This is a genomic window from Paenibacillus sp. L3-i20 (genome assembly GCF_022180385.2).
Lineage (GTDB): Bacteria > Bacillota > Bacilli > Paenibacillales > Paenibacillaceae > Pristimantibacillus.
In genome coordinates this window covers 1,990,698-2,017,621 of record NZ_BQME02000002.1, presented here as the reverse complement: position 1 = coordinate 2,017,621, position 26,924 = coordinate 1,990,698, and the positions used below count along the sequence as shown (strand labels likewise).

General features: G+C 40.6%; 23 protein-coding genes. 14 read left to right on the top strand and 9 right to left on the bottom strand.

Annotated elements, in window-relative coordinates:
• Positions 1-141: 141 nt before the first annotated feature.
• On the top strand, positions 142-1,623 hold the full coding sequence (locus tag MFF31_RS23200; RefSeq protein ID WP_248565556.1) for a discoidin domain-containing protein: 1,482 nt from the start codon (positions 142-144) through the stop codon (positions 1,621-1,623).
• Between the two features lie 325 nt (positions 1,624-1,948).
• Here MFF31_RS23200 and MFF31_RS23195 read toward each other — a convergent pair whose 3' ends face one another.
• Both MFF31_RS23195 and yhbH read right to left on the bottom strand, forming a co-directional pair.
• Positions 1,949-2,701, bottom strand: coding sequence for a helix-turn-helix transcriptional regulator (locus tag MFF31_RS23195; RefSeq protein WP_238191442.1), 753 nt, complete (start codon positions 2,699-2,701; stop codon positions 1,949-1,951).
• Positions 2,702-2,985: 284 nt separating this feature from the next.
• Positions 2,986-4,137: a sporulation protein YhbH gene (yhbH, locus tag MFF31_RS23190; RefSeq protein WP_238191441.1), complete on the bottom strand. Its 1,152-nt coding sequence runs from the start codon at positions 4,135-4,137 to the stop codon at positions 2,986-2,988.
• 215 nt (positions 4,138-4,352) lie between these two features.
• On the opposite strand from yhbH, the gene MFF31_RS23185 reads away from it, so the two are divergent.
• Positions 4,353-5,528, top strand: a complete 1,176-nt coding sequence (locus MFF31_RS23185) for an exonuclease SbcCD subunit D (RefSeq protein ID WP_238191440.1) — start codon at positions 4,353-4,355, stop codon at positions 5,526-5,528.
• Positions 5,525-8,647 carry an AAA family ATPase gene (locus tag MFF31_RS23180; RefSeq protein ID WP_238191439.1) on the top strand — a complete coding sequence of 1,041 codons (3,123 nt, stop codon included), beginning with the start codon at positions 5,525-5,527 and terminating at the stop codon, positions 8,645-8,647. The genes MFF31_RS23185 and MFF31_RS23180 overlap by 4 nt, the downstream gene beginning before the upstream one ends.
• 54 nt (positions 8,648-8,701) lie before the next feature.
• Here MFF31_RS23180 and MFF31_RS23175 read toward each other — a convergent pair whose 3' ends face one another.
• Positions 8,702-9,169 carry a hypothetical protein gene (locus MFF31_RS23175; protein ID WP_238191438.1) on the bottom strand — a complete coding sequence of 156 codons (468 nt, stop codon included), beginning with the start codon at positions 9,167-9,169 and terminating at the stop codon, positions 8,702-8,704.
• A 64-nt stretch (positions 9,170-9,233) separates the two neighbouring features.
• Here MFF31_RS23175 and MFF31_RS23170 point away from each other — a divergent pair, with 64 nt between their 5' ends.
• Both MFF31_RS23170 and MFF31_RS23165 read left to right on the top strand, forming a co-directional pair.
• Positions 9,234-9,614: a DUF423 domain-containing protein gene (locus tag MFF31_RS23170; RefSeq protein WP_238191437.1), complete on the top strand. Its 381-nt coding sequence runs from the start codon at positions 9,234-9,236 to the stop codon at positions 9,612-9,614.
• A 157-nt stretch (positions 9,615-9,771) separates the two neighbouring features.
• Positions 9,772-11,667: a putative bifunctional diguanylate cyclase/phosphodiesterase gene (locus tag MFF31_RS23165; protein WP_238191435.1), complete on the top strand. Its 1,896-nt coding sequence runs from the start codon at positions 9,772-9,774 to the stop codon at positions 11,665-11,667.
• 79 nt (positions 11,668-11,746) lie between these two features.
• On the opposite strand, the gene MFF31_RS23160 is transcribed toward MFF31_RS23165, so the two are convergent.
• Positions 11,747-12,214 carry a hypothetical protein gene (locus MFF31_RS23160; protein WP_238191433.1) on the bottom strand — a complete coding sequence of 156 codons (468 nt, stop codon included), beginning with the start codon at positions 12,212-12,214 and terminating at the stop codon, positions 11,747-11,749.
• Positions 12,215-12,381: 167 nt separating this feature from the next.
• Between MFF31_RS23160 and MFF31_RS23155 the strand changes: the two genes are divergently transcribed.
• A complete protein-coding gene (locus tag MFF31_RS23155) occupies positions 12,382-12,687 on the top strand; it encodes a YunC family protein (RefSeq protein ID WP_238191431.1) in 306 nt (101 codons plus the stop codon).
• 89 nt (positions 12,688-12,776) lie between these two features.
• On the opposite strand, the gene mtnA is transcribed toward MFF31_RS23155, so the two are convergent.
• On the bottom strand, positions 12,777-13,832 hold the full coding sequence (gene mtnA / locus MFF31_RS23150; RefSeq protein WP_238191429.1) for an S-methyl-5-thioribose-1-phosphate isomerase: 1,056 nt from the start codon (positions 13,830-13,832) through the stop codon (positions 12,777-12,779).
• 4 nt (positions 13,833-13,836) lie between these two features.
• Entirely contained in the window at positions 13,837-15,069 is a 1,233-nt protein-coding gene (mtnK, locus tag MFF31_RS23145; RefSeq protein WP_238192222.1) for an S-methyl-5-thioribose kinase, read from the bottom strand.
• Positions 15,070-15,252: 183 nt separating this feature from the next.
• Between mtnK and MFF31_RS23140 the strand changes: the two genes are divergently transcribed.
• The 6 genes from MFF31_RS23140 (at position 15,253) to sufB (ending at position 21,221) form a co-directional block, all read left to right on the top strand.
• Positions 15,253-15,837 carry a DUF1802 family protein gene (locus MFF31_RS23140; protein WP_238191427.1) on the top strand — a complete coding sequence of 195 codons (585 nt, stop codon included), beginning with the start codon at positions 15,253-15,255 and terminating at the stop codon, positions 15,835-15,837.
• A 145-nt stretch (positions 15,838-15,982) separates the two neighbouring features.
• Positions 15,983-16,762, top strand: a complete 780-nt coding sequence (sufC, locus tag MFF31_RS23135; RefSeq protein WP_197935736.1) for a Fe-S cluster assembly ATPase SufC — start codon at positions 15,983-15,985, stop codon at positions 16,760-16,762.
• A 21-nt stretch (positions 16,763-16,783) separates the two neighbouring features.
• Positions 16,784-18,091 carry a Fe-S cluster assembly protein SufD gene (gene sufD, locus MFF31_RS23130; RefSeq protein WP_238191425.1) on the top strand — a complete coding sequence of 436 codons (1,308 nt, stop codon included), beginning with the start codon at positions 16,784-16,786 and terminating at the stop codon, positions 18,089-18,091.
• The gene (locus tag MFF31_RS23125) at positions 18,088-19,314 is read left to right on the top strand and encodes a cysteine desulfurase (protein ID WP_238191424.1); all 1,227 of its coding nucleotides are present in this window, start codon (positions 18,088-18,090) and stop codon (positions 19,312-19,314) included. Before sufD ends, MFF31_RS23125 begins: the two co-directional genes overlap by 4 nt.
• Complete coding sequence (gene sufU / locus MFF31_RS23120) at positions 19,301-19,732, top strand: Fe-S cluster assembly sulfur transfer protein SufU (RefSeq protein ID WP_238191422.1); 432 nt, start codon at positions 19,301-19,303, stop codon at positions 19,730-19,732. Before MFF31_RS23125 ends, sufU begins: the two co-directional genes overlap by 14 nt.
• 91 nt (positions 19,733-19,823) lie before the next feature.
• A complete protein-coding gene (sufB, locus tag MFF31_RS23115) occupies positions 19,824-21,221 on the top strand; it encodes a Fe-S cluster assembly protein SufB (RefSeq protein ID WP_238191420.1) in 1,398 nt (465 codons plus the stop codon).
• A 72-nt stretch (positions 21,222-21,293) separates the two neighbouring features.
• Here the strand turns inward: sufB and MFF31_RS23110 are convergent, their stop codons facing one another.
• The 3 genes from MFF31_RS23110 to MFF31_RS23100 all read right to left on the bottom strand — a co-directional run bounded on the left by MFF31_RS23110 (position 21,294) and on the right by MFF31_RS23100 (position 24,326).
• Positions 21,294-22,355, bottom strand: a complete 1,062-nt coding sequence (locus MFF31_RS23110) for an HD-GYP domain-containing protein (protein WP_238191417.1) — start codon at positions 22,353-22,355, stop codon at positions 21,294-21,296.
• A gap of 120 nt (positions 22,356-22,475) precedes the next feature.
• Positions 22,476-23,570: a ThiF family adenylyltransferase gene (locus tag MFF31_RS23105; protein WP_238191415.1), complete on the bottom strand. Its 1,095-nt coding sequence runs from the start codon at positions 23,568-23,570 to the stop codon at positions 22,476-22,478.
• A gap of 18 nt (positions 23,571-23,588) precedes the next feature.
• Positions 23,589-24,326: a molybdenum cofactor biosynthesis protein gene (locus tag MFF31_RS23100; RefSeq protein ID WP_238191413.1), complete on the bottom strand. Its 738-nt coding sequence runs from the start codon at positions 24,324-24,326 to the stop codon at positions 23,589-23,591.
• A gap of 101 nt (positions 24,327-24,427) precedes the next feature.
• Here MFF31_RS23100 and moaA point away from each other — a divergent pair, with 101 nt between their 5' ends.
• Positions 24,428-25,429 carry a GTP 3',8-cyclase MoaA gene (moaA, locus tag MFF31_RS23095; RefSeq protein ID WP_238191412.1) on the top strand — a complete coding sequence of 334 codons (1,002 nt, stop codon included), beginning with the start codon at positions 24,428-24,430 and terminating at the stop codon, positions 25,427-25,429.
• A 28-nt stretch (positions 25,430-25,457) separates the two neighbouring features.
• Positions 25,458-26,912 (top strand): bifunctional metallophosphatase/5'-nucleotidase, encoded by a 1,455-nt coding sequence (locus MFF31_RS23090; RefSeq protein WP_238191409.1) that lies wholly within the window; start codon positions 25,458-25,460, stop codon positions 26,910-26,912.
• The last annotated feature ends 12 nt before the right edge of the window (positions 26,913-26,924 follow it).

Genomic DNA, 26,924 nt, shown 5'->3' with positions numbered 1-26,924 from the left:
GACGTTGTATTTGGTAACCCCTTGTTCAATTATATTGCTTGCAGAAAAATGCAAGAGCTCAATTATCTCCATTCAAAGGGCATCCTGTTGGAATACTTTTTCTTTAACGCTTTAGAGGATTCGAAACATGTATATAACGAAATGGTATTGCAAAAAAAGGAAAGATGGCAGTTTGAATCGCGTGTCGGATATAGTTGGTCGTTTGTAGGAATCAATGAAATAGTCATTCCATTTGAAGATTTTGCGAATGTAAAAGAAACGCTTATAGCACTTGTTCAAAAGGGTCAATCTGTTTTTATATGGATAGACAACGGCTCGGTGACACACTCAAATGATTATGATCCTGCACTCAGTCATTCTTTATTAGTTACTGGATATGTTGCAGATAAGGATGAGTTTATACTGGAGGATATCCCAAGTTACACGAATCTCCACTATGAATATAGTACGCTAAAAAAAGGATGCAACGCTTCAGATATCAAATATCTTTCCTATTTAAGCACGGAACATTATCAAGTTTCTGACCATAAGTTAGACGTTTTCAAAGAAAAGTTTCTAACGGTCATTAAAGATTACACCGATGATTTTGCTTTTTATGACAAATTAATTGTTCACCTCGAAGAAGTTGGCTCCGATTATCAAACACACATGGATGTACTACATCATTTGGACGATTCAATAGCCATTATCGCAGGATCGCGCTTATTGTTTCTCAAATATTTAAAAAGGTTCAATTTATCAAACGATGCAATCGCATTATGTTCAGAGATTCTGAAAATATTTGAATTTATAAAAGTTTCTCTTTCTAGATTTATGATTAATGGAAAACTTAATCGTGAGACCAACTACAAAAGAATTTATAAAGTTAAAAACTTAGAGTTGGAGATGTACTCCTTATTAAAAAATTCGTTTTCAAAAGTAAATCATCTTGTGCATGGAAATAAAAAAAGAAGCAAAACAGTATTCCCGCCGAATGAAGTTTATATGAAGGCAGCTACAGATACAAGTATAACGGTTGCGTGGAACCAACCAGAAGAAGATACGTGGATCAATTCATATGTGCTATTTAAAAATGGAGATTGGTTCGCAGACGTAGAAAAAAATCAATTGATTGTTCCAAATTTAGTTTCTGAAACAACGTATGAATTTTCGGTAAAATCAAAAAGTATATTTGGTGATTTCAGTGAATCAAGCTCTTCCGTATTGCTGTCAACAACCGAAGCTATTAAAAGCGGGGATTTAGCGAAAAACAGAGCGGTTTATTCATCTTCTGAAGAAAATCAATTATTTAGTAAAGAAAATATCGTTGATGGAAATACTGATACAAGATGGAGCAGTGATCCCGCAGAAGAAACAAGCTGGATATATGTTGATCTTGGCAGTTTGACAGCTTTCACTTCAATAAAACTAACTTGGGAAGATGCTTACGCCAAGAAATATGTCATTCTTATTTCAGAAGATGCTTCAGATTGGACGGAAGTTGCCGTTCAACATATTGGTCAAGGTGGAGAAGAAACGATTAAGAATTTGGATTGCACTGCTCGTTACATTAAAGTATTAGCTTTAACAAAAGCAACGATATACGGATATTCGCTATGGAATCTTTCTGTCTATTGTGAGTAGTTTTAATAAAAGAAGAACCCACTTTACATGAAGGTGGGTTCTCTTTTTATTAGCTAGATTATGCCTCGTTCAAGGATAACTTCCATTTCACGCGAGTTATAATAGCTTGAATATTGTTAAAGTTCTCAAATAATAGTTCATCGTCTTCATAAATGAAATTAGTATGTTCTTCTTATTTAACGATAATAGCGACAACTTTTAAAGAGTCTAGCCCATAATTAATGAGATCTTCTTTCATAGAGTAACTACAGTGTGTGTCTCGACCGATAATTATATTTATAAATCGGATGATAATTTCATCGATTGTAAGGGAAATGTCGTACATTTAGCGAGTACCCCCGCTTTCATTCAAATCAGTATATAATGATCGCCTAAACTCATTAGGCGTGCAAAAATAATATTTTCTAAAAATAGTAGTGAACTGTGAATTCGTTATATATCCGACTAAAATCGCAATTTCTTTGATGCTGAGCTGTGTGTTCTTAAGCAATTCAGCAGCCGTTCTCATACGTGTGGCTTGCAAATGTTTCATTGGTGAAATTTTGAAAATACTAGAATAGGTATTGCTTAAATAAACGGGATTGTAATGAATAAGATCAGCAAGGTGCTGTAAAGTAATAGGAATGGCGTAATTTAGACAAATATAACGGTGGACGATTATTAATCGTTTATCAATTTTTCCAGCCAATCGCTTAACCTGATCCACAGAATGTATCGATTCAGATTCATTATCGATTAATTTCTGGCATATTGTCTCAATCTCTTCCTGCACCTGTGAAAGCGAATGTTCGTGAAATTCCAATACGGAATGAAACAAGTCTACCAGAGTGGGGACAGCTTCTCGCGATAATTGGGAAACATGTAGTAGATTGTAATCATGAAAACTGTTGAATATGACGCCATTTACTTTTACACTGTGCAATCCTTCATTAATAATTTCAAATGTTTGTCCAATCATGATATCTTGATCAGAAGTATCAATCAAGTGATTATTCCATTTAATACGAAGAGGCCGGGTTGTCTCGAAAATAACAAATTGTTTGGGAGTATAACGAATTTCTGATTTACTTCCTGGCAATATCAGCTCACTAAAGAAAGATGTAATGGATGTGATTGTGAACAGATCCTTTAGCTCCTTTCCAAATGAAATAATCTCAAAACTATAGCTGTATTATACACAATATATTTCGCAAAGTTTGTCATTATATGTTCAAGAAAGATAATTGATTTTAAAAATTACGTCGATCTGTCATTCTTGCGGAAAAAAGGTTTTTTTATAGTAATCATCGACGTATCTTTCGGTGAAAATGCCAAAAAAACTTCTGCCTGTCAGACTAACTGCAAGGCAGAAGTTGATGTTAGTTAAACTGTACGTTTTGTAAAAAAAGTAGTTAATGCCTTATAAACTTCGGATTTTTCTTTAATGATGGAATACATGAATTTTCGATCCGTAATATTTTTATAAGCTGAAAATAATGTACTGCTTCTGTTGTATTGGTTTACTTCACCATAGCCAAATATATTGCTGCGCTCCATTAATTGTCCGATCAACTTGACACATCTTTCATTGTCTGAGGTCAAGTTGTCTCCGTCAGAGAAATGGAAAGGATATATATTCCATCCCGTATCAGAATAACGATTGTCGATAATTTCAAGCGCCTTCTGATAAGCAGATGAACATATTGTGCCTCCACTTTCCCCGCGCGTAAAAAATTCTTCTTCGGTAACTTCTTTGGCTTCTGTATGATGGGCTATAAATACGAGATCAACATGCTCATATTTACTGCGAAGAAATCTAGTCATCCAAAAGAAAAAGCTGCGAGCACAATATTTTTCGAATGAACCCATACTTCCAGATGTATCCATCATCGCTAATATAACCGCATTGGATTGCGGCTTAATAATTTCTTCCCATGTTTTATAACGGAGATCATCCGGACTAATGCCATGTATACCGGGTTGACCGGATGTAGCATTGCGGCGAATATTTTCGATAATGGTTCTTTTTTTATCGATGTTGGACATAATGCCTTTTTTACGAATATCGTTAAAACGAAATTCTTTCGTTTCCAATTGATCTTTATCTTTATGCTCTAGGAAAGGAAGCTCCAATTCTTCAAATAACATTGTTTCCAGCTCGGCTAAAGTAACTTCAGCCTCCATGACATCTTCGCCAGGCTGATCACCAGCACCCTCTCCTTTGCCGCCTTTTTTTGCTGAGGGATCAACACCGAGCACATCACCTACTTGACTGTCGCCGTCACCTTGCCCAACATGCTTGTTTTTATTGTAATTGTATACAAAACGAAATTCATCTAGGCTCCGAATCGGTACTTTAATGATTTGTTTGCCGTCAGACATCACGATACTTTCTTCTGAGACAAGATCGGGCAAGTTTTGTTTTATCGCTTCCCGCACTTTTTGCTGGTGACGGGCTTGATCTTGATAGCCTTTACGATGCAGCGACCAATCTTCGCGTGAAACAATGAACATGTCTTTGTCCGATTTACTCATTTCGGAACACCACCTTGCTTAACGTTATTGTTATTCAATATATTCAATTGAAGGAATGTTATGTGAACAAAATTAGTCTAATTCTATTAAACTAGCATTATGGTAGCTAATTAGCACGTGCAATCATCCCTTGGTCTGGCGACTGAATGTGAGCAGTGTTAGAATGATAGTTGAGATCTGCAGTGTTACGATGCTGTAAGAGAGGAAGTGCAAGAATGAAGCTTTTTCATACGGCTGATTGGCATTTAGGCAAAATTGTACAAGGTGTTTATATGACAGAAGATCAGCGTTATGTGCTCGAGCAATTTATGGCCGCTGTTGAAGCGGAGAGACCTGATGCTGTTATAATATCTGGTGATTTATATGATCGAGCTGTTCCTCCAACAGAGGCAGTTGATCTCTTAGATGAAGTTCTTGAAAGGATTGTTGTTGATCTTGAAACCCCTGTGTTAGCCATTGCAGGTAATCATGATAGCCCTGATCGAATAAGCTTCGGGACGAAAATGATGGAAAGCCGTGGTCTATATTTAGCCGGAGAAATAGGGGCGAATAATAAAGCTGTCGTCATTAACGATACGTTTGGAGCAGTTCATTTTCATTTAATTCCTTATGCAGATCCGGCACAAGTGCGATATGTACTGGGTGATGACAGTATTCGAACACATGATGACGCAATGAGAGCGCTTGTTGATCGTATAGAAGTTGGATTAGATTCTAAAGCTAGACATGTACTTGTAGGACATGCTTTCGTTACACCGACAGGAGCACCCGAAAATAATACGAGTGAATCAGAGCGCCCACTAGCGATTGGCGGAGCTGAACATGTTAGCGCTACGTACTTTAAGAGCTTCCAATATACGGCATTAGGACATCTTCACCAGGCACATTTTGTATTGAATGATACGATTCGATATGCGGGGTCCCCTTTAAAATATTCTCTTTCGGAAGAAAACCATTCGAAAGGCTTTTATATAGTAGATATAGATGGAGATGGTTCTGTTGTTGTTGAGAAAAGGGAGCTTAAGCCTCAACGCGATTTGAGAAGTATAGAAGTTACCTTAGATGATCTCGAGAAACAGCCTATAAATGAGGATTATGTATATGTAACGCTCCTTAGTGATCACCCCGTGCTTTACCCTATGGAGAAGGTGCGAGCTAGTTATCCTAATGCGATGCATGTAGGTAGGCGGAATTTGACCAAATCGGCGGAAATGGAAGCTAGAAACATCGCTGGAACTGAAGTATTACAGCGTAGGAGTGAAACAAATCCGGTGCAATTATTTGAAGCTTTTTATCAAGAAGTAAAAGGTTTGCCGCTTTCTGATGAGAAAAAGTTGCTATTCTCTGAACAATTGGGTACTTTGCTTCGTGAAGAAGGTGGAACTCAATGAGACCTTTACGAGTAACAATGACGGCATTTGGTCCATACCGAAATGCGGAGACGATCGATTTCACAGAACTAGGAGAACGTAGACTATTCGTTATATCTGGCAATACAGGGGCAGGTAAAACGACGATATTTGATGCCATATGTTTTGCTATCTATGGCGTGGCAAGTGGTGAGGATCGTGCTGATGTACGCATGTTGCGCAGCCATTTTGCAGATGAAGATACACATACTTCAGTTCAATTTGAGTTTGCTGTCGGAAATAAGTCCTATAAAGTTTTTCGCCAAATGAAACATCGCAAGGGAACCAATCGCAGCGAAACGGGAGAAAAAGCTGAGTTATATGAGCTTATAGACAGTGTCGAAACACCTGCAGTTGATCGATTTATTACAACAGAAGTAAACGCAAAATTGTTAACGATTATTGCTCTGACAAAGGAGCAATTTAGCCAAATCGTAATGCTTCCTCAAGGAGAGTTCCGTAAGCTGCTCACGTCAGATACTGACAACAAGGAAGATATTTTAAGACGAATTTTCCGTACGGAGCTTTATGAAAAGCTGGAGCATCGTTTTTATTTGCAGCATAAGGAAATGCAGGAGACCCTTAAAGCAGAAAGAGCTAGTTCATCCGCAATAATACGTCAAGCAGAAGAAGCTTTGCCACAACGTGAAGGCAGCAAGATTACAGCAACTTTTAACCAAGAGGTGTACAGCACATTACAAGTTGTCGAGGCACTTGAGTCTGAAGCACAATTTTACGCTGAGCAAGTTGAGTCCGCTGTTAGGGCTAAATTATTACTTTCAAGTGAGCTCGAGTCACTTCAGGTACGAATTCAGGAAGCTGAAGCTATTAACCTTCGCTACGACGAGCTTGAGGTTAGACGGGCTCAAAGGGGATTATTTAAGGAACAAGAAATAGTTATTGCGGAGAAGGAGCAAAAGCTGGCACTTGCTACGAAAGCAGCGGCCTTATCACCTTATGTTGAGCATGCTACATTGGCAGAAGTGAATAGCCAAGTAAAACGGAAATATGCTGAAACTAAGAAAACCGAGCTAGTTGCTGCTACACAGCATTATGAAAAAGCAATGGAACAGTATAAGTTGGAAATGGAAAAAGATAATGAACGTCGTAATGCAGAAAAAGAGCTGCATCGATTAACTGAGCTTGAGCCAGTTGTTAATTCGTTAGCAGTACAGACGGAATCGGTAGAGAGACTTGCTGCTGAGGAAAAAAAAGCAACTGAACAATTAATAAAACTAGAACTTCAATTGACGCAAAGTAAAGAAGAGAGAAACACGGCTCAGCTAACAATAAGAACAATAGAGTCAACATCTTCCATTTTAATCGAAAAAATGACACAGATGCGTGTAGTGGAGCAACAAGGCAAACAAATAAAAAGGTTAATCGAAATATCCGAAGAAATGAAGCGCTTTTCTATTTTGGAGAGCGAAGGATTAGCTGCTCTTGCAAAAGCGAAGGCTGAATACGATGGACTAGAACTATTATGGATTGAAGGTCAAGCAAGCGAGCTTGCACTACATCTTCATAATGGAAAACCGTGTCCGGTATGTGGAAGCGAAGAACATCCAGCAAAAGCAACATTGGCGGAGGAACTTCCATCAAGAGATCGTCTACAGCAATCGAAATTGACACTGACAGCAATCGAGAGCGAGCTTATGAGGGTGAAAGCAGAAGCTGCGTCCGCCGCATCAACGAAACAAGTCAGTATGAATGAGCTTGAGGAGGAAGGGTTTCTAATACACCTGGAAGGATCGCAGCTAGAACAATTGCAGGAACTCCAGAGTAGACAGGCTCAATTGCGTCAACAATGGAGGGAACTCAAGGGGGAAACTGACCTTCTGCATGAGAGTGAAAAGCGACTAAATGAACTGAAAAACAAGCTGCAACAAATTGAAAAGGATATTGAAAGACTAGAAAATAACCGGGATCAGATAAGATTAGATCAACAAACGTTAACCGTGGATCGTACTGTTAGACAAGCGAATTTGGAAAAGGAACTGAGCAGAATTCCAGAAATGTTACGTTCTCCAGAGTCAATGAAGAGTAAACTGCACATACAAAGGGAGTTCTTTAATGAACTCGAAAAACAGTGGAAGTCTGCACAGGATATTTTGCAACAAACAACTGCAAAACTTGCTGAGTGTAAAGCATATGGGGAACAAGCGCAACTACAATGGGAAGAGACTTCAAAGCTGGCAGAAACATCCGCCCTCCGATTGAAGGAAGAGCTCGATAAGGCTGGCTTCTCTACTATAATTGATTATCGTGCAGCAACGATGAGTGAAGAGCTAATTAAGCAGCGGAGAGAAGAGATCCATAAATATCATGCTACGGTTGCAGCTCTGGTTGAGGGAATTATGTTAATAGAGCAAGAACTTCAAGGTAAAGAACGAGTTGATACATCGAATCTTAAGCAAGCTCTAGATGGATTAAAACAAGCCTTTGAAGATTCCATTGGATTAGAGCAAAGTTCATTACGAAATAAGGAAGAAGCACTTCGGTTAGGACAATCTATTCGGCGGGCAGGTACTAAAATTTCTGACATGGAAGCGAAGCTTGAGCAAATCATGGATATATTTGAAATGCTGAAGGGCGATAACTCGCTGAAAATGTCATTTGAAAGATATATATTAATTGAATATTTGGATCAAATTTTAATGATGGCAAATATTCGGTTACATGAGCTGTCGAACGGACAATTTCAATTGCAGCGGAGTGACAGACTGGAGTCAAGAGGCAAGCAAAGTGGTTTAGGCTTGGATGTGTACGATTCCTACACAGGACAAAACCGAGATGTTAAATCGCTGTCAGGAGGAGAAAAGTTTAACGCTTCCCTTTGTCTTGCGCTTGGAATGACAGATGTCATTCAATCCCATCAAGGTGGAGTTTCAATTGAAATGATGCTTATTGATGAAGGTTTTGGTTCATTGGACGAGGAGTCATTGCATAAGGCTATAACCGCATTAGTCGACTTGCAGCGTGCGGGTAGAATGATCGGAGTTATATCCCATGTCGGAGAGTTAAAAGAAGCTTTTCCAGCATATTTAGAGGTTAGTAAGTCAAAGGAAGGCTTTAGCCGTACCAAGTTTATCGTAAAATAAAAAGGTCTGCTTGCGCCTCAATAAGTAGACGCAAGCAGACCCATTCAAACGCAATTAATAACCAAGAGTAGATGCAGCAGCTATTCCTAGAACAAACAGTAAAATGTAGCCAAGAAGCATCAGAGCGTTCAGCACGATTCCGATCACGCTAAATACTTTTTTGCGATTTTTAATGCAAGCACCGATAATACCTAAAATAAGACCAATGAATGTTAGTCCAGCGGAAGCAATTATTAAAAATATCATACTAATAGCTGTTGTCATTGCAGCAGATTCTTCCGAAAACGCTTGTTCGAGTGCTAATGGATCGGAGTTAATCAGTTCGTCTGCAGTACCTGCTACAACGATAGCCAAAATGAAGGTGATCACTGCTAGCAATGCTAAAATAAATGAAGCAATTCCAAGTCCCGAATGTTTTTGTGGCGGATTGTTATCCATGCCAGGTACGGGAGCAAATGGAGTGAAGCCTGCGTTATTAGTTGCATTATTGATATTTTCGTGTTTGTTTTGATCGTTATCCATTCGTTCAATCTCTCCTTCATATGCTTAGGAGAATTATACACAAAATTGAAAGGGTTGAAAACATATGTTTCCTAAATACTTTATTATTGGTGCTGTAAATGCTGTTTTAGCCATCGCATTAGGTGCTTTCGGAGCACATGGTTTGGAAGAGAAACTGTCAGAGCATTATTTGGAGGTATTCGAAACAGGAGTTCGATATCACATGTATAGTGCCCTAGGACTCATGTTAATAGCGTTGCTCGACAAGATGGTGGATGGTAGTCGGAAAGTGCAAATAGGCGGCAGATTGATCTTTTTAGGTACAATTATATTTAGTGGAAGTCTCTATGTGTTATCACTGACAGAGTTTTCTAAGTTAGGTATGATCACACCTATAGGTGGACTTGCGATGCTAGTTGGTTGGGGCTTTGTAATTGCAGGTGCCAAAAAACAAGTCAAAAAATAACTATTATTAGGGTTATTTCGAACTAATTCGACAAATTTTGATAAATTACCTTAAAAGATTACTTAACTTTAGTAAATATTTCTATGCCAAATAGTCTAATTCGTTTATAATATAGCTAGCTGACGCTTGACTCGACTTAGAGGAAGGAAGTTTGTGTGTGGCAAAACGAATGGATGACTTGCCTGAAATACGAAAGCAACGCAAATTGCTGCCCTTAAATGATCCGCGGGTGACAAGCCTAGTTCTGACGGTATTGGCTACAGTGTGGGTTGTTGTATCATTTTTAGTAGTTTCAAATGCGATGTACAGATGGACATCATTAGCCGTAGCAGTCTCATTATTAGCAACGGCGATCATCGTTTATTTAAGGTATAATCCTTCAAGCAGTATCCACAAATATCATACGGCAATTGTAGAAACATTGCTTCGATCAGAGGCAATACCACTCGCAATATTAGATCGCACCGGACAAGTTGTGGAAATGAACGAGGCTTCAAGTCGGATGCTTGGCTACCAACGAACAGAAGTTATTGGCGAACCAATTATGCGAATGATTGATCCAGGAAGTCGTTCCCAGCTTCAGGAGTCTCTTGATGGAGCGCTTGGCGGTGAAACGAATCAGAGTAATATTAACATTACTCATCGATCCGGATTCCCCCTTGAACTACAGGTTGTTTGTTCTCCAATGATTCAGGATGAAGTGGTTATTGGTACTGTAATGATTAGTCATGATCTCAGCGATAGGAAAAGAAATGTTGAGCGTATCCGCTACATGGCCTATTACGATGATATGACTGGACTGCCCAATCGCACTTTATTCCAGATAAAGCTTACAGAAAGCTTATTAAGAGCTAAAGAAGAACAACAACTTGTTGGTATTTGCTACTTAGATCTAGATCGGTTCAAGCTCGTAAATGCTTCATTCGGGCGCGAATTTGGTGACATGCTACTAATGCAAGTTGCTGAAAGATTGAATAGAGGATTAGCAGAACAGGATTTTGTTGCAAGAATGGAAGGTGATGAATTTGCTTTACTTCTGAATTCCATTCAAACAGAAGAACAACTTCTCGACCATTCTCGTAACATTCTTAAATCCATTGAAGAACCTTATGAGCTTAAAGGCTTTCCAATACATATAACAGCAAGTATCGGATTAGTGACTAATTTTAATGATCAGGATGATGGATATACGCTCTTTAAGAAAGCCGATATGGCTTTAGTTAAAGTGAAAGAAAGCGGCAAAAATGATTGCCTCTTATATTCCGAAAGCTGGAGCAATTCCTCATTTGAACGACTCACGCTGCAACATGAAATGTATAGAGCTATTCAGCGGAGCGAATTTATACTTCATTATCAACCTCAATATGATCTAGTTAGTGGGCGTATGGTAGGAGTAGAGGCGTTAGTAAGATGGAAACATCCTGTAAGAGGCTTATTATCCCCAGGAACATTTATTCCGCTGGCTGAAGAAAGTGGGATGATTGTTCAGATTGGTGATTGGGTGCTGCAGGAGGCATGCCGACAGAACAAAGAATGGCAGGATGCCGGACTGCCGCCTATACCGGTTTCTGTTAATTTATCGATACGACAATTTCTGCAACATGATCTTGCTAGCAGAATAGCAGAAGTGCTAGAAACTAGCGGTCTAGATCCAAAGTATTTGGATTTAGAAATTACGGAGTCAATGACTATTGATGTTGGTCATGTGTCCCGCTGTTTATTAGCGATAACTGATCTTGGAGTAGGGATTAGTGTAGATGATTTCGGTACTGGCTATAGCTCTTTCCATTATTTGAAAAACTTTCCGATTGATCGACTTAAAATTGACCGTTCCTTTGTTCGGGATATTCAACAGGACCCAAGTGATGCAGAGATTGTAGCTGCTATAATTGCAATGGCTCATAATCTGAATATCCAAGTAATAGCAGAAGGCGTAGAGACAGAAGAGCAAATGGAGTTTTTACGGAAACATCATTGTGACGAAATGCAAGGGTTTTTCTGGAGCCCTCCTGTATCAAGTGAGAACATTGAGCAGATGTTGAAGGCTGGATAATCGAACAAAGTAAAAGCGATTGAGCATTTTAACTGCCCAATCGCTTTTTTTAATGATTAGTGACTGTACTTGCAAGCAGTTAAACGATGAAGTCTTCGATTTCATTCAAGCGGAAAGTATATACTTGCTTCTCATCTACATGGTATACCGTAATTAGACTTGATTGATCATCCATGTTAATGATTCGGCAAGGTATGTTCAGCTTAATGCCTAAACCTCTATTTACGATGAGACGAATGAGAGTATTATTTTTCATATAAGTACGAATTTGCTCAGAACTAGAACCGTTGGCCTCAGCTACTTTATCCATAATGGATTGATTAGTTGATGTTATAGGAATTGGTGTTGTAACTTCTGCCGCTGAAAGACGTTGTTCGATAAGCTCCCCAAGTTTTATTCCAGCAGTTATCCGAAAATCTTCAAATTTACATTGGTTTAATTCGTGTAAAAGTCGCTCAAGGGCGGTCGTATGATGCTCGTCTTCAATCATAATTTCCAAATTAAAGACATAAGAGGATCGTTGTTTGGTTTCTTGCTGCTTAGTCATTTACGGCTGCCTCCGAACTTACTTTGATGTTCTTTAATATACCACTAAAAGGATCATTCATGTAATCCCCAAAATAAGCATTCATTCACACTGTAGAACAAGATTTGCATATACTGTTTTGGAGTGCAGGGCACCCCCAATATAAAGTCGAAGGAGGTGGATGCGATATGATGCGGATGGTTCCTTACACACTGGATAGTGGTGAGACCGTTCTCGGAGTTGAAGTGAAACTGCCCAAAACGACGCTCCTGTCAATTTCGACAGGTCGAGGATACATTATGTGCGGAGCACTCGATGTGTCGCTTCTTAATGAGCGGCTGCGGGATAGAGACATTATTGCTGGACGTGCAGTAGGCGTACGTACGCTGGATGAACTGATGGAGGCTCCTCTTGAGTCAGTGACGCATAAAGCGGAATCGCTTGGTATCGTCGCTGGAATGAAGGGATCAGAGGCGCTTCGTAAGATGCTATAGTCTGTTAAAGAAAAAACAGTCCCGACTTTAATCGTTAGCAACGTATTTCTTAGTTGCTTGATTGGCGCGGGGCTGTTCATGTATTTGATCTAAGTTTGGAATAGCTTGCGTAAATTTTCTTCAAATGGAGCTTCGATGATACCCTTTTCTGTAATGATAGCAGTCACATATTCATGTGGCGTTATATCAAAAGCAGGGTTATAAACTTTAATGCCCTGAGGGGCAGTTCGCTTGCCAAAGCCTTCTGTAATTTCTTCTGCATTGCGTTCTTCAATCGGAATTTCTGCACCCGTTGGAGTTTGAAGATCTATTGTAGAAAGCGGACAAGCAACATAGAACGGAATGCCATGCGCTTTAGCAAGAACAGCAACGCTATATGTACCTATCTTGTTCGCAACATCTCCATTAGCTGCTACGCGGTCTGTTCCAACGATAACTGCGTCAACCCAGCCCTTTGCCATTACCATACCGGCCATGTTGTCACAGATAAGTGTTACATCTACACCTGCTTGTTGAAGCTCAAATGCAGTAAGTCTTGCACCTTGCAATACAGGACGAGTTTCATCAGCGAACACGCGAATATCGATGCCGCGTTCCTTTGCGAGGTAGAATGGAGCGAGCGCCGTACCGTATTTTGCTGTAGCAAGTCCACCCGCATTACAGTGTGTTAGAACGCCCATATCATGTTTAAACAAAGTTAGCGCATGTTCGCCAATAAGACGATTTGTTTCTTCATCTTCGCTTTGAATAGTGACTGCTTCTTTCGTTAATGAATCAATACACTGTTCAAGAGATAGTTGTTGTTGAACAAAGCGAGTAGCTGCAGCTTTCATTCGATCTAGTGCCCAAAATAGATTAACAGCAGTTGGTCGGGAAGTTGCAAGATACTCCGCTTCTTTAAGTACTGCATGAAGCCATTTATCCACAGAATCAGCAGACCGACTGCCTAATACAACTCCGTATGCTGCTGCAATACCGATAGCTGGTGCTCCGCGAACTTTCAAGTGACGAATAGCTTCCCATACGTCCTCGGATGTTGTTAAAGGTAAATAAATGATTTCCTCCGGTAGAAGCCTTTGATCTAGTAGATCGAGCTTATCTCCCGTCCAAATAACGGATTGCAAGCCAACGTAATTTTCACTCATGCTGTTAGTTCCTCTCTGCTTGTAGATTGCTGTTGATAGATACTTTAGCGATATCGATTAGTTCTTGTATCGATTTGGCATTACGATTATGACGTATAAGTGCTGTTCCGATTTGCAGTGCGATGCGTTGTGCCTGTTCACGTGTTGCATCATTTGGAATACGGTCAATATCAGCTACATGTGCTAGTCCAACGATTCGACGAACAATCTTACTTCCTGCAAAACCTATCGTGTCTTGCAGCAGGCGTTCCATGTAATAATCTTGGTAGCCGTTAGTCGAAGATGCTAATCGGTCTATGTTGCTAGTGTTCCAGAGTGCACGGAATTTGCTATCGAATTGATTCCATACATCATGGATAGTATCTAATAAATAGTTTCTAAAGTCATTACGTGCGCTATCATTTTGCTGCCAATGTTCTTGGCTAACGAAGTTCAGTAGTAAATTTGCAAATACAGCTCCGATATCGAATCCCATAGGACCATAGAAGGCAAACTCAGGATCAATAACTTTAGTTGATTCAGGAGTTGCAAATATACTTCCAGTATGGAGATCACCATGAAGCAATGCTTGTGCATTTGTCAAAAACTTGTCGCGGAGTACGGCAACTTCAAGTTGTAAGTCTTGATCCGTCCAAAGCGCCTCAGCGGCGTCACGAATAGCTGGTGGAATATTGTTGTTGGAAGAATTCGTATATGGATCATCAAAAATAAGGTCTTCCGTTATTTTACACAATTCTGGATTAATAAAAGCTTTCACACGATTTTTTTTGTCTTGTTGATTCATTCCTAGATCAGAGGTGAAAAATAATGTACGAGCCATGAAGGTAGAAATATGGTCTGCAAACACCGGATATTTCGTCCCATTCATTAAGCCTTGACGCATGATAACATGGTCACTTAAATCTTCCATGATCGTTAGATACATCTCTGGATCATAGTGGTACACGACTGGCACTAATCCTGGTGCTAGTTCGCCTTCCAATATTAACTTTTCGCTTTCGATACGTGCTCGATCGAGCGTGAGCGGCCAAGATTCGCCAACTACTTTAGCATAAGGCAATGCTTGTTTCATGATTAGGCTTTTGCCGCTTATGCTATCCGTAATATGAAAGACGAGATTTAAGTTGCCATCGCCGATTTCCTTACTTGACAAGGAAGCGTTAGAAGGGAAGAAACCGTCTAACTTACTCGCGATATCAATGGCTTCTCGTTCATTTAAAGGATGATATGTAGACAGCTTGTCCACCTCCGAATAAAGTTATCGTTCAGACACCATGTCTAATAGTATAATAGAAATTATTTCACCATGGAATACCTTATAAGGCTAATGATTGACTTAAAGCTATGTTTTTTTCAAAATATAGCTAGTAAACATGTAGGAATAATATTTTATATACATAATTAGGGTGGAGGATATGAAATGAATGAGCAAATAACACGTCAACCAATTGCTTTAAAGGAATGGGCAGTGTCTGTCAAAGCATTGCTTGAAGGCAATCAAATTATTATCATGCGTAAAGGCGGTATAATAGAAGAAACACGCGATTTCCAATTAATTAGTGATAGCTTTTATTTAATGTCTGCCTATGAGCATCAGAGGAAAGAATTGCTTAAGGAAGGCAATAGAGATGCGATGGATGAGACACTGAAGGAATGGACAGAGCTACAGGATAAAATTAAACTTGAAGCCTATGCAGAAGTTGTGCAAGATATCGAAATAAATGATCAGGAGACGTTGGACAAACTGCGTCATTTGCATATATGGACAGATACTTTTGCAGAAGAGCGTTTGAAATGGAAAAGGAAGAAACCACTTCATCTACTTCTTCTGAAAGTATATAAATTAGATCAGCCTGTGTTCGCTCCTATGAGAGACGCTTATAATGGATGCAAATCTTGGGTAAGACTGGAGGATGAACTTATTTTACCAGCGATGAGACCTGTTTTGTCCGATGAACAATTGACCCAAGAAATAGACCAAATCAAGCATGCACTTATGGGTTAATGGAGCTGATTATTATGGAAAGAAACGGTTAAAAGCCATATCCCACATTGATTTATAACAAAAACTATATTAAAATGATTATTGAGAATCAGTGAGAATCAACAACTCTATGAATTAAACCAACCTTTGGAGGGATCAGTATAATATGGCAACACATTTTGTCATCGACGGCTTGAAAGCTGAGATCGAAGGAAAAGAAATTTTAAAAGGAATCAACCTTGAAATTAAGGGTGGAGAAATCCATGCCATTATGGGACCTAACGGTACAGGTAAAAGTACACTAGCTTCTGCTCTAATGGGTCATCCTAAATATGAAGTAACTGCTGGATCAGCATCAATCGACGGTGAAGACCTGCTTGAGATGGAAGTTGACGAGCGTGCGCGCGCAGGTCTATTCCTTGCAATGCAATACCCAAGTGAAATTCCAGGAGTAACAAACTCTGACTTCCTTCGCAGTGCGATTAACTCTCGTCGTGAAGAAGGCAGCGAAATTTCGCTCATTAAATTCATCCGCCAAATGGAAGGCAAGATGAAAGAACTAGAAATGAACCCTGAGTTTGCTCATCGTTATTTGAACGAAGGTTTCTCCGGTGGCGAGAAAAAACGTAACGAAATTTTGCAAATGATGCTTCTTGATCCGAAAATCGTTGTTCTTGATGAAATCGATTCCGGTCTTGACATCGATGCTCTTCGTATCGTTGCTAACGGTGTTAATGCTATGCGTTCAGAAGAGCGTGGATTCCTAATCATTACTCACTATCAGCGTTTGCTTGATTATATAACTCCAGATTTTGTACACGTTATGATGCAAGGTCGTATTGTGAAATCAGGTGGACCTGAGCTTGCACAACGTCTTGAGAACGAAGGTTACGATTGGGTTAAAGAAGAACTAGGAATCGTAGACGAAACGGTTGGCCAGGCTTAATCGGAGAAGGGGGCATATGGAATGAGTACACAACTAACCACTCCGACTGATCGCAACTCAGCAGAGGCGCTTGCTCGGAGCAAAGGCGAGCCAGATTGGCTTGTAACGCTTCGTGGTGAAGCTGCTGAGCTAGCAGGCGAAATCGCTTGGCCGAAGCCGGAGAAAGTTCGTATTGAACGTTGGAATCTTACAGCAGTAGGAAGTTATGAAACTCCTGTAGCAGTAGCTTCAGTAGACGATCTTCCAGAAAATGTTCGTGAATTAGTGTCAGAAGGTACTGAAAACTTATTAGTCCAACGCAATTCTGGAGTAGTATGGAGTCAGCTATCAGCTGAGTTAACGAACAAGGGTGTTATTTTTACAGACTTGGAGACAGCATGCAAGGAGCATGGTGATCTCGTTCAAAAATATTTGTTCCAAGCTATTAAGAAGGATGAAGATAAGCTGACAGCTCTTAACGCAGCGATTTGGAATGGCGGCGTATTCGTATACGTTCCGAAAAACGTTGAAGTTGAGCTTCCATTACAAGCAATCCTTTATAACGACAATGCAGAAGCAACTTTTGCTCCGCATATCGTAATCGTTGCTGATACGAATAGTCGCGTAACTTATGTTGATTGCGTTGTAACTGACAAATCAGTGATCGCGGGACCATTTGTACAACCTTCTATTGTAGAAGTATTCGTTAAACCAGGTGCTTTAGTACGTTTTGGCTCCGTTCATTCTATGAGCGAAGCGGGCGTTGATATGACGATTCGTCGTGCAATTATCGAAGACGATGCACGTGTAGAGTGGATTATTGGTGACTTGAACGACGGTAACACGTTGTCTGACACTAAATCTGTATTGCTAGGTAAAGGTTCTACTTCTGATGCAAAAGTAATCAGCGTAGGCAAAAACTCGCAACAGATGAGTCTTACAACACAAGCGGTTCATTTCGGCAAAAGTTCGGATAGTAACATGGTTACTCGTGCTGTAATGAAGGATTCTTCATCAGCGATCATCAACGGTATTACGAAGATTGAACACGGTGCTACAAAAGCTAACGGCGTGCAAACAGAAAAAGTTTTAATGCTTAGCCCGAAAGCTCGCGGAGACGCAAATCCAATTCTTCTGATCGATGAAGATGATGTTACAGCAGGTCATGCTGCAAGTGTAGGACAAGTAAACCCTGAACAAGTGTATTACTTGAGATCACGCGGTATAACTAAGCAAGACGCTGAGCGCTTAATTATTCACGGTTTCTTGGCTCCCGTTGTATCGGAAATTCCGGTCGTAGCGGTACGCGAACAGCTTGAGCGTTTGCTTGAAAGGAAGCTTGAGGGATGAATATAAATGCGATACGGGAGCAATTTCCGATATTGCATCAAGAGATAAACGGGCATCCGCTCGTTTACTTGGACAGCGCGGCATCTTCTCAGAAGCCGCGTTCCGTCATTGATGCGGTCAATCGGTATTATGAGCTTGATAACGCGAATGTTCACCGCGGAGTGCATACACTTGGATCTAGAGCAACCGATGCTTTTGAAGGTGCTAGAGCTAAGGTAGCAGCATTCTTGAACGCGGAAACGCCCGAACAAATTATTTTTACCAGAGGCACAACAACTGCTCTGAACTTAGTCGCTTCAAGCTACGCAAGAGCTGTATGCGGCGAAGGTGATGAAATTGTTATAACGCCAATGGAACATCACAGTAATCTTATACCATGGCAACAGGTTGCAAAAGCAACAGGTGCTACATTGAAATATATTCCATTACAACCTGATGGCACGATTTCTATTGATGATGTTGAATCTACTATCACGCCAAATACGAAGGTAGTTTCCATTACCCATGTATCGAATGTGCTGGGAGTAGTTAATCCAATCAAGGAAATCGCAGCAATTGCACACCGCAATGGTGCAGTAATAGTAGTTGATGGAGCGCAGAGTACTCCTCACAAGCGTGTGGATGTACGTGATCTTAATGTCGACTTCTATGCCTTTTCGGGACATAAGATGTGCGCACCTACCGGAATAGGCGCTCTTTACGGGAAGAAGGCATTGCTGAATAAGATGGAGCCAATTGAATTTGGTGGGGAAATGATCGACTTCGTAGATCTTTATGAATCTACGTGGAAAGAAATTCCTTACCGCTTTGAAGGCGGAACTCCAATTATTGCTGGAGCAGTAGGCTTAGGAGCTGCAATTGACTTCCTTGAGAGTATCGGTATGGACGAAATCGACCGTCATGAGAAAAAACTGACAGCATATGCTTATGATAAGCTGTCGACTATTGAAGGAATTGAGATCTACGGACCTAAAACAGATCGCGTAGGGCTTCTTACTTTCAACTTAGGGGATGTTCATCCTCATGATGTAGCTACCGTCCTAGATTCGAAAGGTATTGCAGTAAGAGCAGGACATCATTGTTGCCAGCCTTTGATGCGTTGGTTGAATGTTTCGGCAACGGCTAGAGCGAGTTTCTATTTATATAATACTGAAGATGAAATTGACCGTTTAGCCGATGCGTTAATACAAACAAAGGAGTTCTTCGGTCATGGAATTGAATGATTTATATCGTCGAGTAATAATGGATCATTATAAAAACCCACGCAACCGTGGAACTTTGAATGAAGAATCGGTTACGATCAATCTTAACAACCCGACATGCGGAGATCGTATTTCGTTACAGCTTCAAGTTATTGACGGTAAAGTTGCTGATGCTAAGTTCACGGGCGAAGGTTGCTCCATTAGTATGAGCTCCGCATCGATGATGACAGAAGCTATAAAGGGTAAATCATTCGAGTCAGCGATCCACATGGCTGAGAAGTTTTCAGCGCTGATGAAGGGTGAGCCTGTAGAGTTCGAAGAGCTTGAAGATATTGAAGCTTTATCCGGTGTTAATAAATTCCCTGCGAGAATTAAGTGCGCTACATTAGCATGGAACGCGCTTCGCAAAGGGATTGAAAATGAAAACGAGAAGCAGTAACAGTCATACGAAGTAAGTTTTGCTTCACAAAACTAGGCTGATGCTTACGAAGTAAGTTTTGCTACTCAAAACTTTGAAGGAGTGAAAAACCATGGCAAAGTCAATGCCGGAAATGGAAGATTATAAATATGGCTTCCGCGACGAGCATAAAGCGATTTTCCAGTCGGGTAAAGGGTTAACGCCTGAAATCGTTCGTACCATCTCCCAGATGAAAAACGAGCCTGAATGGATGCTTGAATTCCGTCTGAAATCATTAGAGCAATTTTACAAAATGGAAATGCCTAACTGGGGCGGCAACATGGATGATTTGGATTTCAATGAAATCCAATATTATGTTAAGCCATCCGAGAAACAAGGTAAGACATGGGAAGAGGTTCCTCAAGAAATTAAGGAAACTTTCGATAAACTAGGTATTCCTGAAGCAGAACAAAAGTTTCTTGCTGGTGTATCAGCTCAGTATGAATCCGAGGTAGTTTATCACAGCATGGCAGAGGACTTGGAGAAGCAAGGCGTTATCTTTACAGATACTGACACTGCACTTCGTGAACACCCTGAACTGCTTAGAGAATATTTCGGTACAATTATTCCTCCAAATGACAACAAGTTTGCTGCGCTTAATAGTGCGGTTTGGTCAGGTGGAAGCTTTATCTATGTACCTAAAGGTGTACGTTGTGAAATTCCGCTTCAAGCGTACTTCCGTATTAACTCTGAAAATATGGGTCAGTTCGAGCGTACATTGATCATTGCTGATGAAGGCAGCTCTGTACACTATGTAGAAGGCTGTACAGCTCCAATTTACAGCACGAACTCGCTTCATAGTGCGGTTGTTGAGATTCTTTGCAAAAAGGATTCCAGCGTACGTTATACTACGATTCAAAACTGGGCTCCAAACATTTACAATCTCGTTACAAAACGTGCGATTGCTGATGAGAATGCATCAATGGATTGGGTAGATGGAAACATTGGTTCCAAGCTGACTATGAAATACCCAGCTGTTGTATTGCGTGGTCGTGGTGCAAAAGGAATGGTATTGTCCATTGCTGTAGCAGGTAAAGGTCAACATCAAGATGCAGGCGCAAAAATGACACATTTGGCACCTGATACAAGCTCGACTATCGTTTCTAAATCGATCAGTAAACATGGCGGTAAAGTAACTTACCGTGGTTTAGCATCATTCGGACGTAACTCCGATGGAGCTAAAGCAAACATTAAGTGTGATACACTAATTCTTGATAATGAGTCGACTTCGGATACGATTCCTTACAATGAAATATTTAATGACAATATTACTCTTGAGCATGAAGCGACAGTATCAAAGGTTTCTGAAGATCAACTCTTCTACCTAATGAGCCGTGGTCTAAGTGAAGACGAAGCTACTCAAATGATCGTTATGGGTTTCATCGAACCGTTCACTAAGGAACTTCCTATGGAGTACGCAGTAGAGATGAACCGTCTAATCAAGTTTGAGATGGAAGGTTCCATCGGTTAACAATAACATTGAAAGGCCCTGCTTGCAGTGATTTATATCACAGTAAGCAGGGCCTTTTTTGTACATTATTTATTATAGATAAACGTGTTTGATTTCATAATCGCGTTCGATTGTTAAATCGATAAACTGGGAGCCGATTTGAACAAGCGGTCTGAAAAATTCGGTTGGATGAGTCATAATTATTAATCCAATTTCCTCATTGTTTAACTGGACACGTTTACCGATGAAATTAGGAATCATATGTTTAATGAACGTATGTGTAGTTGTTGGGTCTAATTGAGAGAAGCTTAAACGATGAAGCTCCTTTAATACGTATAGCAAGTCACGTTCCTTCTGGTATACGCGAGCTGATATCATTGCGCTATAAATATCGACGACAGCAATGATCTTCGAAATTGGGTGAATTTGATCTCCTACGAGGCCATGAGGATATCCGCTTCCGTCCATACGTTCATGATGCTGAAGTGCTCCAACTGCAAGCTTCGGATCATTGAAGGATTTCATCAAAATAGTATGTCCATACTCCGTATGGCGCTTTACTTCGTCGAATTCTTCAGTGGTTAGTTTTCCTGGTTTATTTAAAATGGCGTCATCGATTTTGCATTTACCGATATCGTGAAGGAATCCTGCTTTTCCAATCATTGAAGCTTCCGAGAGGCTATAGCCTAACCAAGTAGCTAAATAATACGATAACATGCCAACTTGTACGGAATGTTGATAGGTATAATCATCTTCTGTATTAAGAAGTAATAACATCGAAACTACGTCACGCTCGAGCTGAAGATTGTTCAGAAGCGGCTGAACAATTGCTTGAACTTCTTCACTATCAATAGAATCAAATTCTAAGGCTGTAGAGAAGAAACTTTCAAAACTCTTGACAGCGTTTTCGTAAATGGGCTGTACCGTAGGCAGCCATTTAGGTGTAGCGGTAGATTCTAGTGTTCGTGCAGCAACCTCATCTACAGTTATTATTCGATCTTCGATATCAACAAAATCGATTTGGTGTTGAAGAAGACGAGAAACTTCTGTTGTATATAATTTTGTACCTTTGGAAAGTACATGCAGCCCATAATGATTAAAGATATCGCCGCGTAATTGATCACCGTCTATTAAGTCCGTAACATGAATCCTCATAGTGACACCTCTGGAAATTATTATCATTCAATAGTCGTATGCAAGGTATACGAGGTATAATTAGCATTAATAGTAGCAATCAATTCACTAGATGGCAATATGAGGGACTCATAAATGCTACTAATTACCTAATAATTCAGCATAAATCGACCTTGCTTTTGTCGAATCTTCGGTCCCTTGTACGATTGCTCTGCCATCGGCGAACAGAATAAGTGAAAGTTGATCATTCAGATGTAGCTTAATCAAATAAGGATTTTGTTCAACGTTCCCTATTTTCGTGAAGTTTGCTGCGATGCTGTTTAGATCAAGCTTTGCATATATTCCTGGAGTTATATGTACGGATTGTCGTCCACACAATGTAACTGCAATCGGTTCTTGCCTATTGCTTTCCAAAAATAGATAGTGATTGTGCGCACATGCGGGGCAATCATTACGACGTGCTCCTGAGACATTCAGAGGGAGCCATGTGTGGTTCCAAAGGTCTATTTGTAACAATGTGCGATGTAATGCCTGGTGATTGCTAGTGAGTAGCTTGAGTGCTTCTGTGGCCTGTATGGATGCAATCATATCAATGATAGGTGAAATGACTCCTGCTGTGTCGCATGTGTCTGTCGTCCCAGGTGGCGGTGGTTCTGGGAACATGCACCTATAACAAGGCGACTCCATCGGTAAGATGGTCATCGTCATACCGGAAGAGCCAACAGCTCCTCCATATATCCAGGGTACGTTATGTTTGATGCTGTAATCATTGATCAAGTAACGGACGGAAAAGTTATCCGAACCATCCAATATAAGATGAACATCAGAAAGCAATTTTTCCGCATTCTGACTAGTGAGGTCTGCTGCAATTGGATCAATTGAAATGGAACTATTAATAGCTCGTAGATGAGCTGCAGCAGCTTCAGCTTTTGGAAGGAGAGCGAGTGCATCGGCTTCTGTATAAAGCATCTGTCGCTGTAGATTGCTCCACTCTACAATATCTCTATCGATTATCCGAACATACCCGATCCCTGCTCGAACAAGATGCTGCGCTATAACTGATCCAAGTGCCCCTATTCCAACAATAGCAATGCGAGCCTGACCGAGCTCTTTTTGTCCAGTTGCACCGATGTTCGCATAACGGATTTGTCTAGAATATCTATTAGATGAAGAGGTGAGATTTTCAGAGATTAATTGCAAGGGGTCTTGAGCATAGTTGTTCTCTGATTGATTCATAGTAAGTAACCTCCTCTGTTAATTGGATAGGGGAATTGTTGGGTTCCAAGGACCTTGCTGACTGCCCTTCCACTCGGAGCCGTCTGACCAAATTTCTTTTTTCCAAATAGGCACAATTTGTTTCAAACGTTCTATTGCATAACGGCTTGCGCTATAGCATTCATCGCGATGAGGAGCAGATACGGCAATAACAACGCTTGTTTCAGCTAAGTCAACAACTCCAATTCGATGACTAATCGCACAAAGTGAACCCGGCCATTGCTGGGCGATTTCATCACCGATCTTGCGCATCATAGCAATTGCCATTGGAGCATAAGCTTCGTATTCCAGATGTACGGTTTGAATACCTTGTGTCCATTCCCGTGTCGTACCAACAAATGCTAGAGAAGCACCGTGTTCTTTTACGATTACTTTAGCTAACACCGCATCTGCAAGAATGGCTTTATCTGTTATAACATATAGTTCATCTACAGGATTTTCTGTAATAGGACTGTCTTCATCTTCACCACCAGATACAGGCGGCAGCATAGCCAGTTCATCTTGAATGTGAAGTGATTGGTCCTCCAGAGCGTAAGTATGATTGCGTGCGATAAATGAGACTTGAATCAATGCTGCGTGCTCCGGAAATTGTGCTGTTATCATTTCTTTCAATTGAGAGACTGTCAGTTCGTCTTGGTCCGAAGAAATGAGTAGTGTACTGCTGCCAAGACGTTCTTGCAAACCTGCGAATAAAGCTATTTTCCATTGAAATTTCATAGTTGAAAACCTCTCGTATCGATGTTGTAAAGTCGTTAATAGAATACCATAAAGGAACGAAAAATGTTATGCTTGAGGCTACACAGAAAGGAGTGCGCATTATGCAAACCTTGACGGATCGTTTTGGACGAAATCATAACTATTTGCGTATTTCGGTAACGGATCGTTGTAACTTGCGTTGCTTATATTGCATGCCAGAGGAAGGCGTTGAATTTACGGAATCCACGAATCTAATGAGCTATCCTGAGATTGTGGAAGTAGTAGAGGCTGGAGCATCACTAGGCATTAAGAAGCTAAGAATAACAGGCGGAGAGCCTTTAATTAGACCAAATTTGGAACAATTGATAGCAAGACTGGCAGCGATACCTGGCATTGAGGATATCGCACTTACGACAAATGGTGTGTTTTTAGCTAACAAAGCAAAAGCGCTAAAGGAAGCGGGCTTAAACCGCGTTAATATAAGTTTGGATACGCTTGATCCTGCAAGATTTAAGTTTATTGCTAGAAGCGGGGATTTAAAGCGGGTTATGGAAGGTATTGAAGCAGCTGCAGAGGTAGGTTTTCATCCTATCAAATTGAATTGTGTTTTACTTAAAAATGTGAATGAAGATGAAATCGCACAGTTTCTGAAGCTTGCATACGAACAACCGCTTCATGTCCGATTTATTGAATATATGCCAATTGGTCATGATGATGAAAATTGGAGAAATCACTATTTGCCGCTGTCTCGCGTTTTGGAAATAGCAACTGAACAAAATTATGAAATTAGCAAACGAGATGATATTCATGGGAACGGTCCTTCGGAAGATTGGGAGATGAAGGGTGGAGTAGGCTCTTTTGGTCTGATTCATCCGATTAGCGATCATTTCTGCAAAAATTGCAACCGATTGAGATTGACGGCAGATGGAAATATTAAGCCGTGTCTATACTGGGTTGATGAGCTCAATGTAAAGGATGCGTTTGGAAATTCGGAAGCAATGCGGGATATCTTTTATAAATCGATGGACATAAAGCCGGAAAACCATGAGATGGCAGCAAGACTATTGAATGGTGCTCAAACTCATGTTCCGACTGATCGACGTATGTCGCAAATAGGCGGCTAGTTAAAGCGATGAGGAGGCGTGGTTTAATTTGACGGATCGCTCACAGGCTCAAGTGGTACTTCTGCATAGTAATGATATTCACAGTAGACTGGAGAACGCTGCACGCATCGCCACTATTATTGCAGAGGAAAGGCGAACCAATGGTGCAGATCGTGTGCTCGCAGTCGATTGCGGTGATCATATGGATCGTATGCGTCAGGAAACAGAAGGCAGCGATGGAATGGTTAACCTGGAGCTTTTGCTCGAAGCGGGATATGAGGTAGTTACATTAGGTAATAATGAAGGACTTACTTACTCAAGTGAAGTACTATCCAATCTTTATAAGCAGCCCTCTCAGCCAGCAGTTGTATGTGCAAATATGGAGCTTACTTCAACAGGTGAACGTCCAGAATGGATGCATCCGTATACAATCATTGATAAAAACGGTATCAACTTCGGAATAATCGGTGCTACCGCTAACTTTTATGAGTTTTATTTGCTGCTTGGCTGGACGACTTCAGAACCGCTACAAGCTATCCGTGCTCAAGTTGCAGAGCTTAGAGGCAAGGTGGACGTTATCGTTGTAATGTCGCATCTTGGTTTGCCATTGGATCAGAGGATGGCAATGGAAATTGACGGTATAGATCTCATTTTGGGTGCACACACACATCATCTTTTAGAAGAACCATTAGTTATTAGAGATACGACGATATGCGCCGCAGGTAAGTTTGGCGATTACATAGGGCGAGTTGAGATTACAATTGACAAAATGACGGGTCGTCCACTGTTTAAAGGCGAGTGTATACCTACAGGAGCGTTTCAGGAGAAAGCGCAAGCTTACGACATCATTTTAAAATATAGAGAAATTAGTCGCCATCGCTTGAGTCGAGTGGTATCTACTTTGTCTGTCCCCTTAACTCAAAACCCAGAGAGGGAGTCCCCATTTAGCAATTTGCTTGCAGCAGGATTAAGAAAATGGACGGATGCTGAGATAGGGTTAGTCAACTCTGGTCAATTACTGGGAAGTTTATCAATAGGTGACGTTACTTCGGGCGAACTCCATGCGTTATGTCCTTCGCCAATTAATCCTTGCCGAATGATTATTGCAGGGGAATATATTCGTACTGCACTTGAGCAGTCTCTACTAGAGGATTTTTTCCGCAAGCCAATCAAAGGATATGGGTTTCGTGGTGTAGTGCTCGGAAAACTCGCAGTTGATGGAATGAACATTACATATGACAATACGCGTCCCGCTATGAACAAACTAATCTCTGTAAAAGTAAATGGTGAGGAACTTTTGGATGCAAAGTTGTACACAGTTGGTTCAATCGATATGTTCAGTTTCAAAGCTGGCTATGAGTCACTTTCCAAGGCGGAGAAATTTGACTACTACTTACCCCAGTTTATTAGAGATGTAATCGAGCATGAACTTGCAATTCCAGCGTCCCTTCAGCTCTGCCATGAGCATAGATGGCATCAAACTGGTGCAATCCAATCTAATTAGAAGGGAAATTGA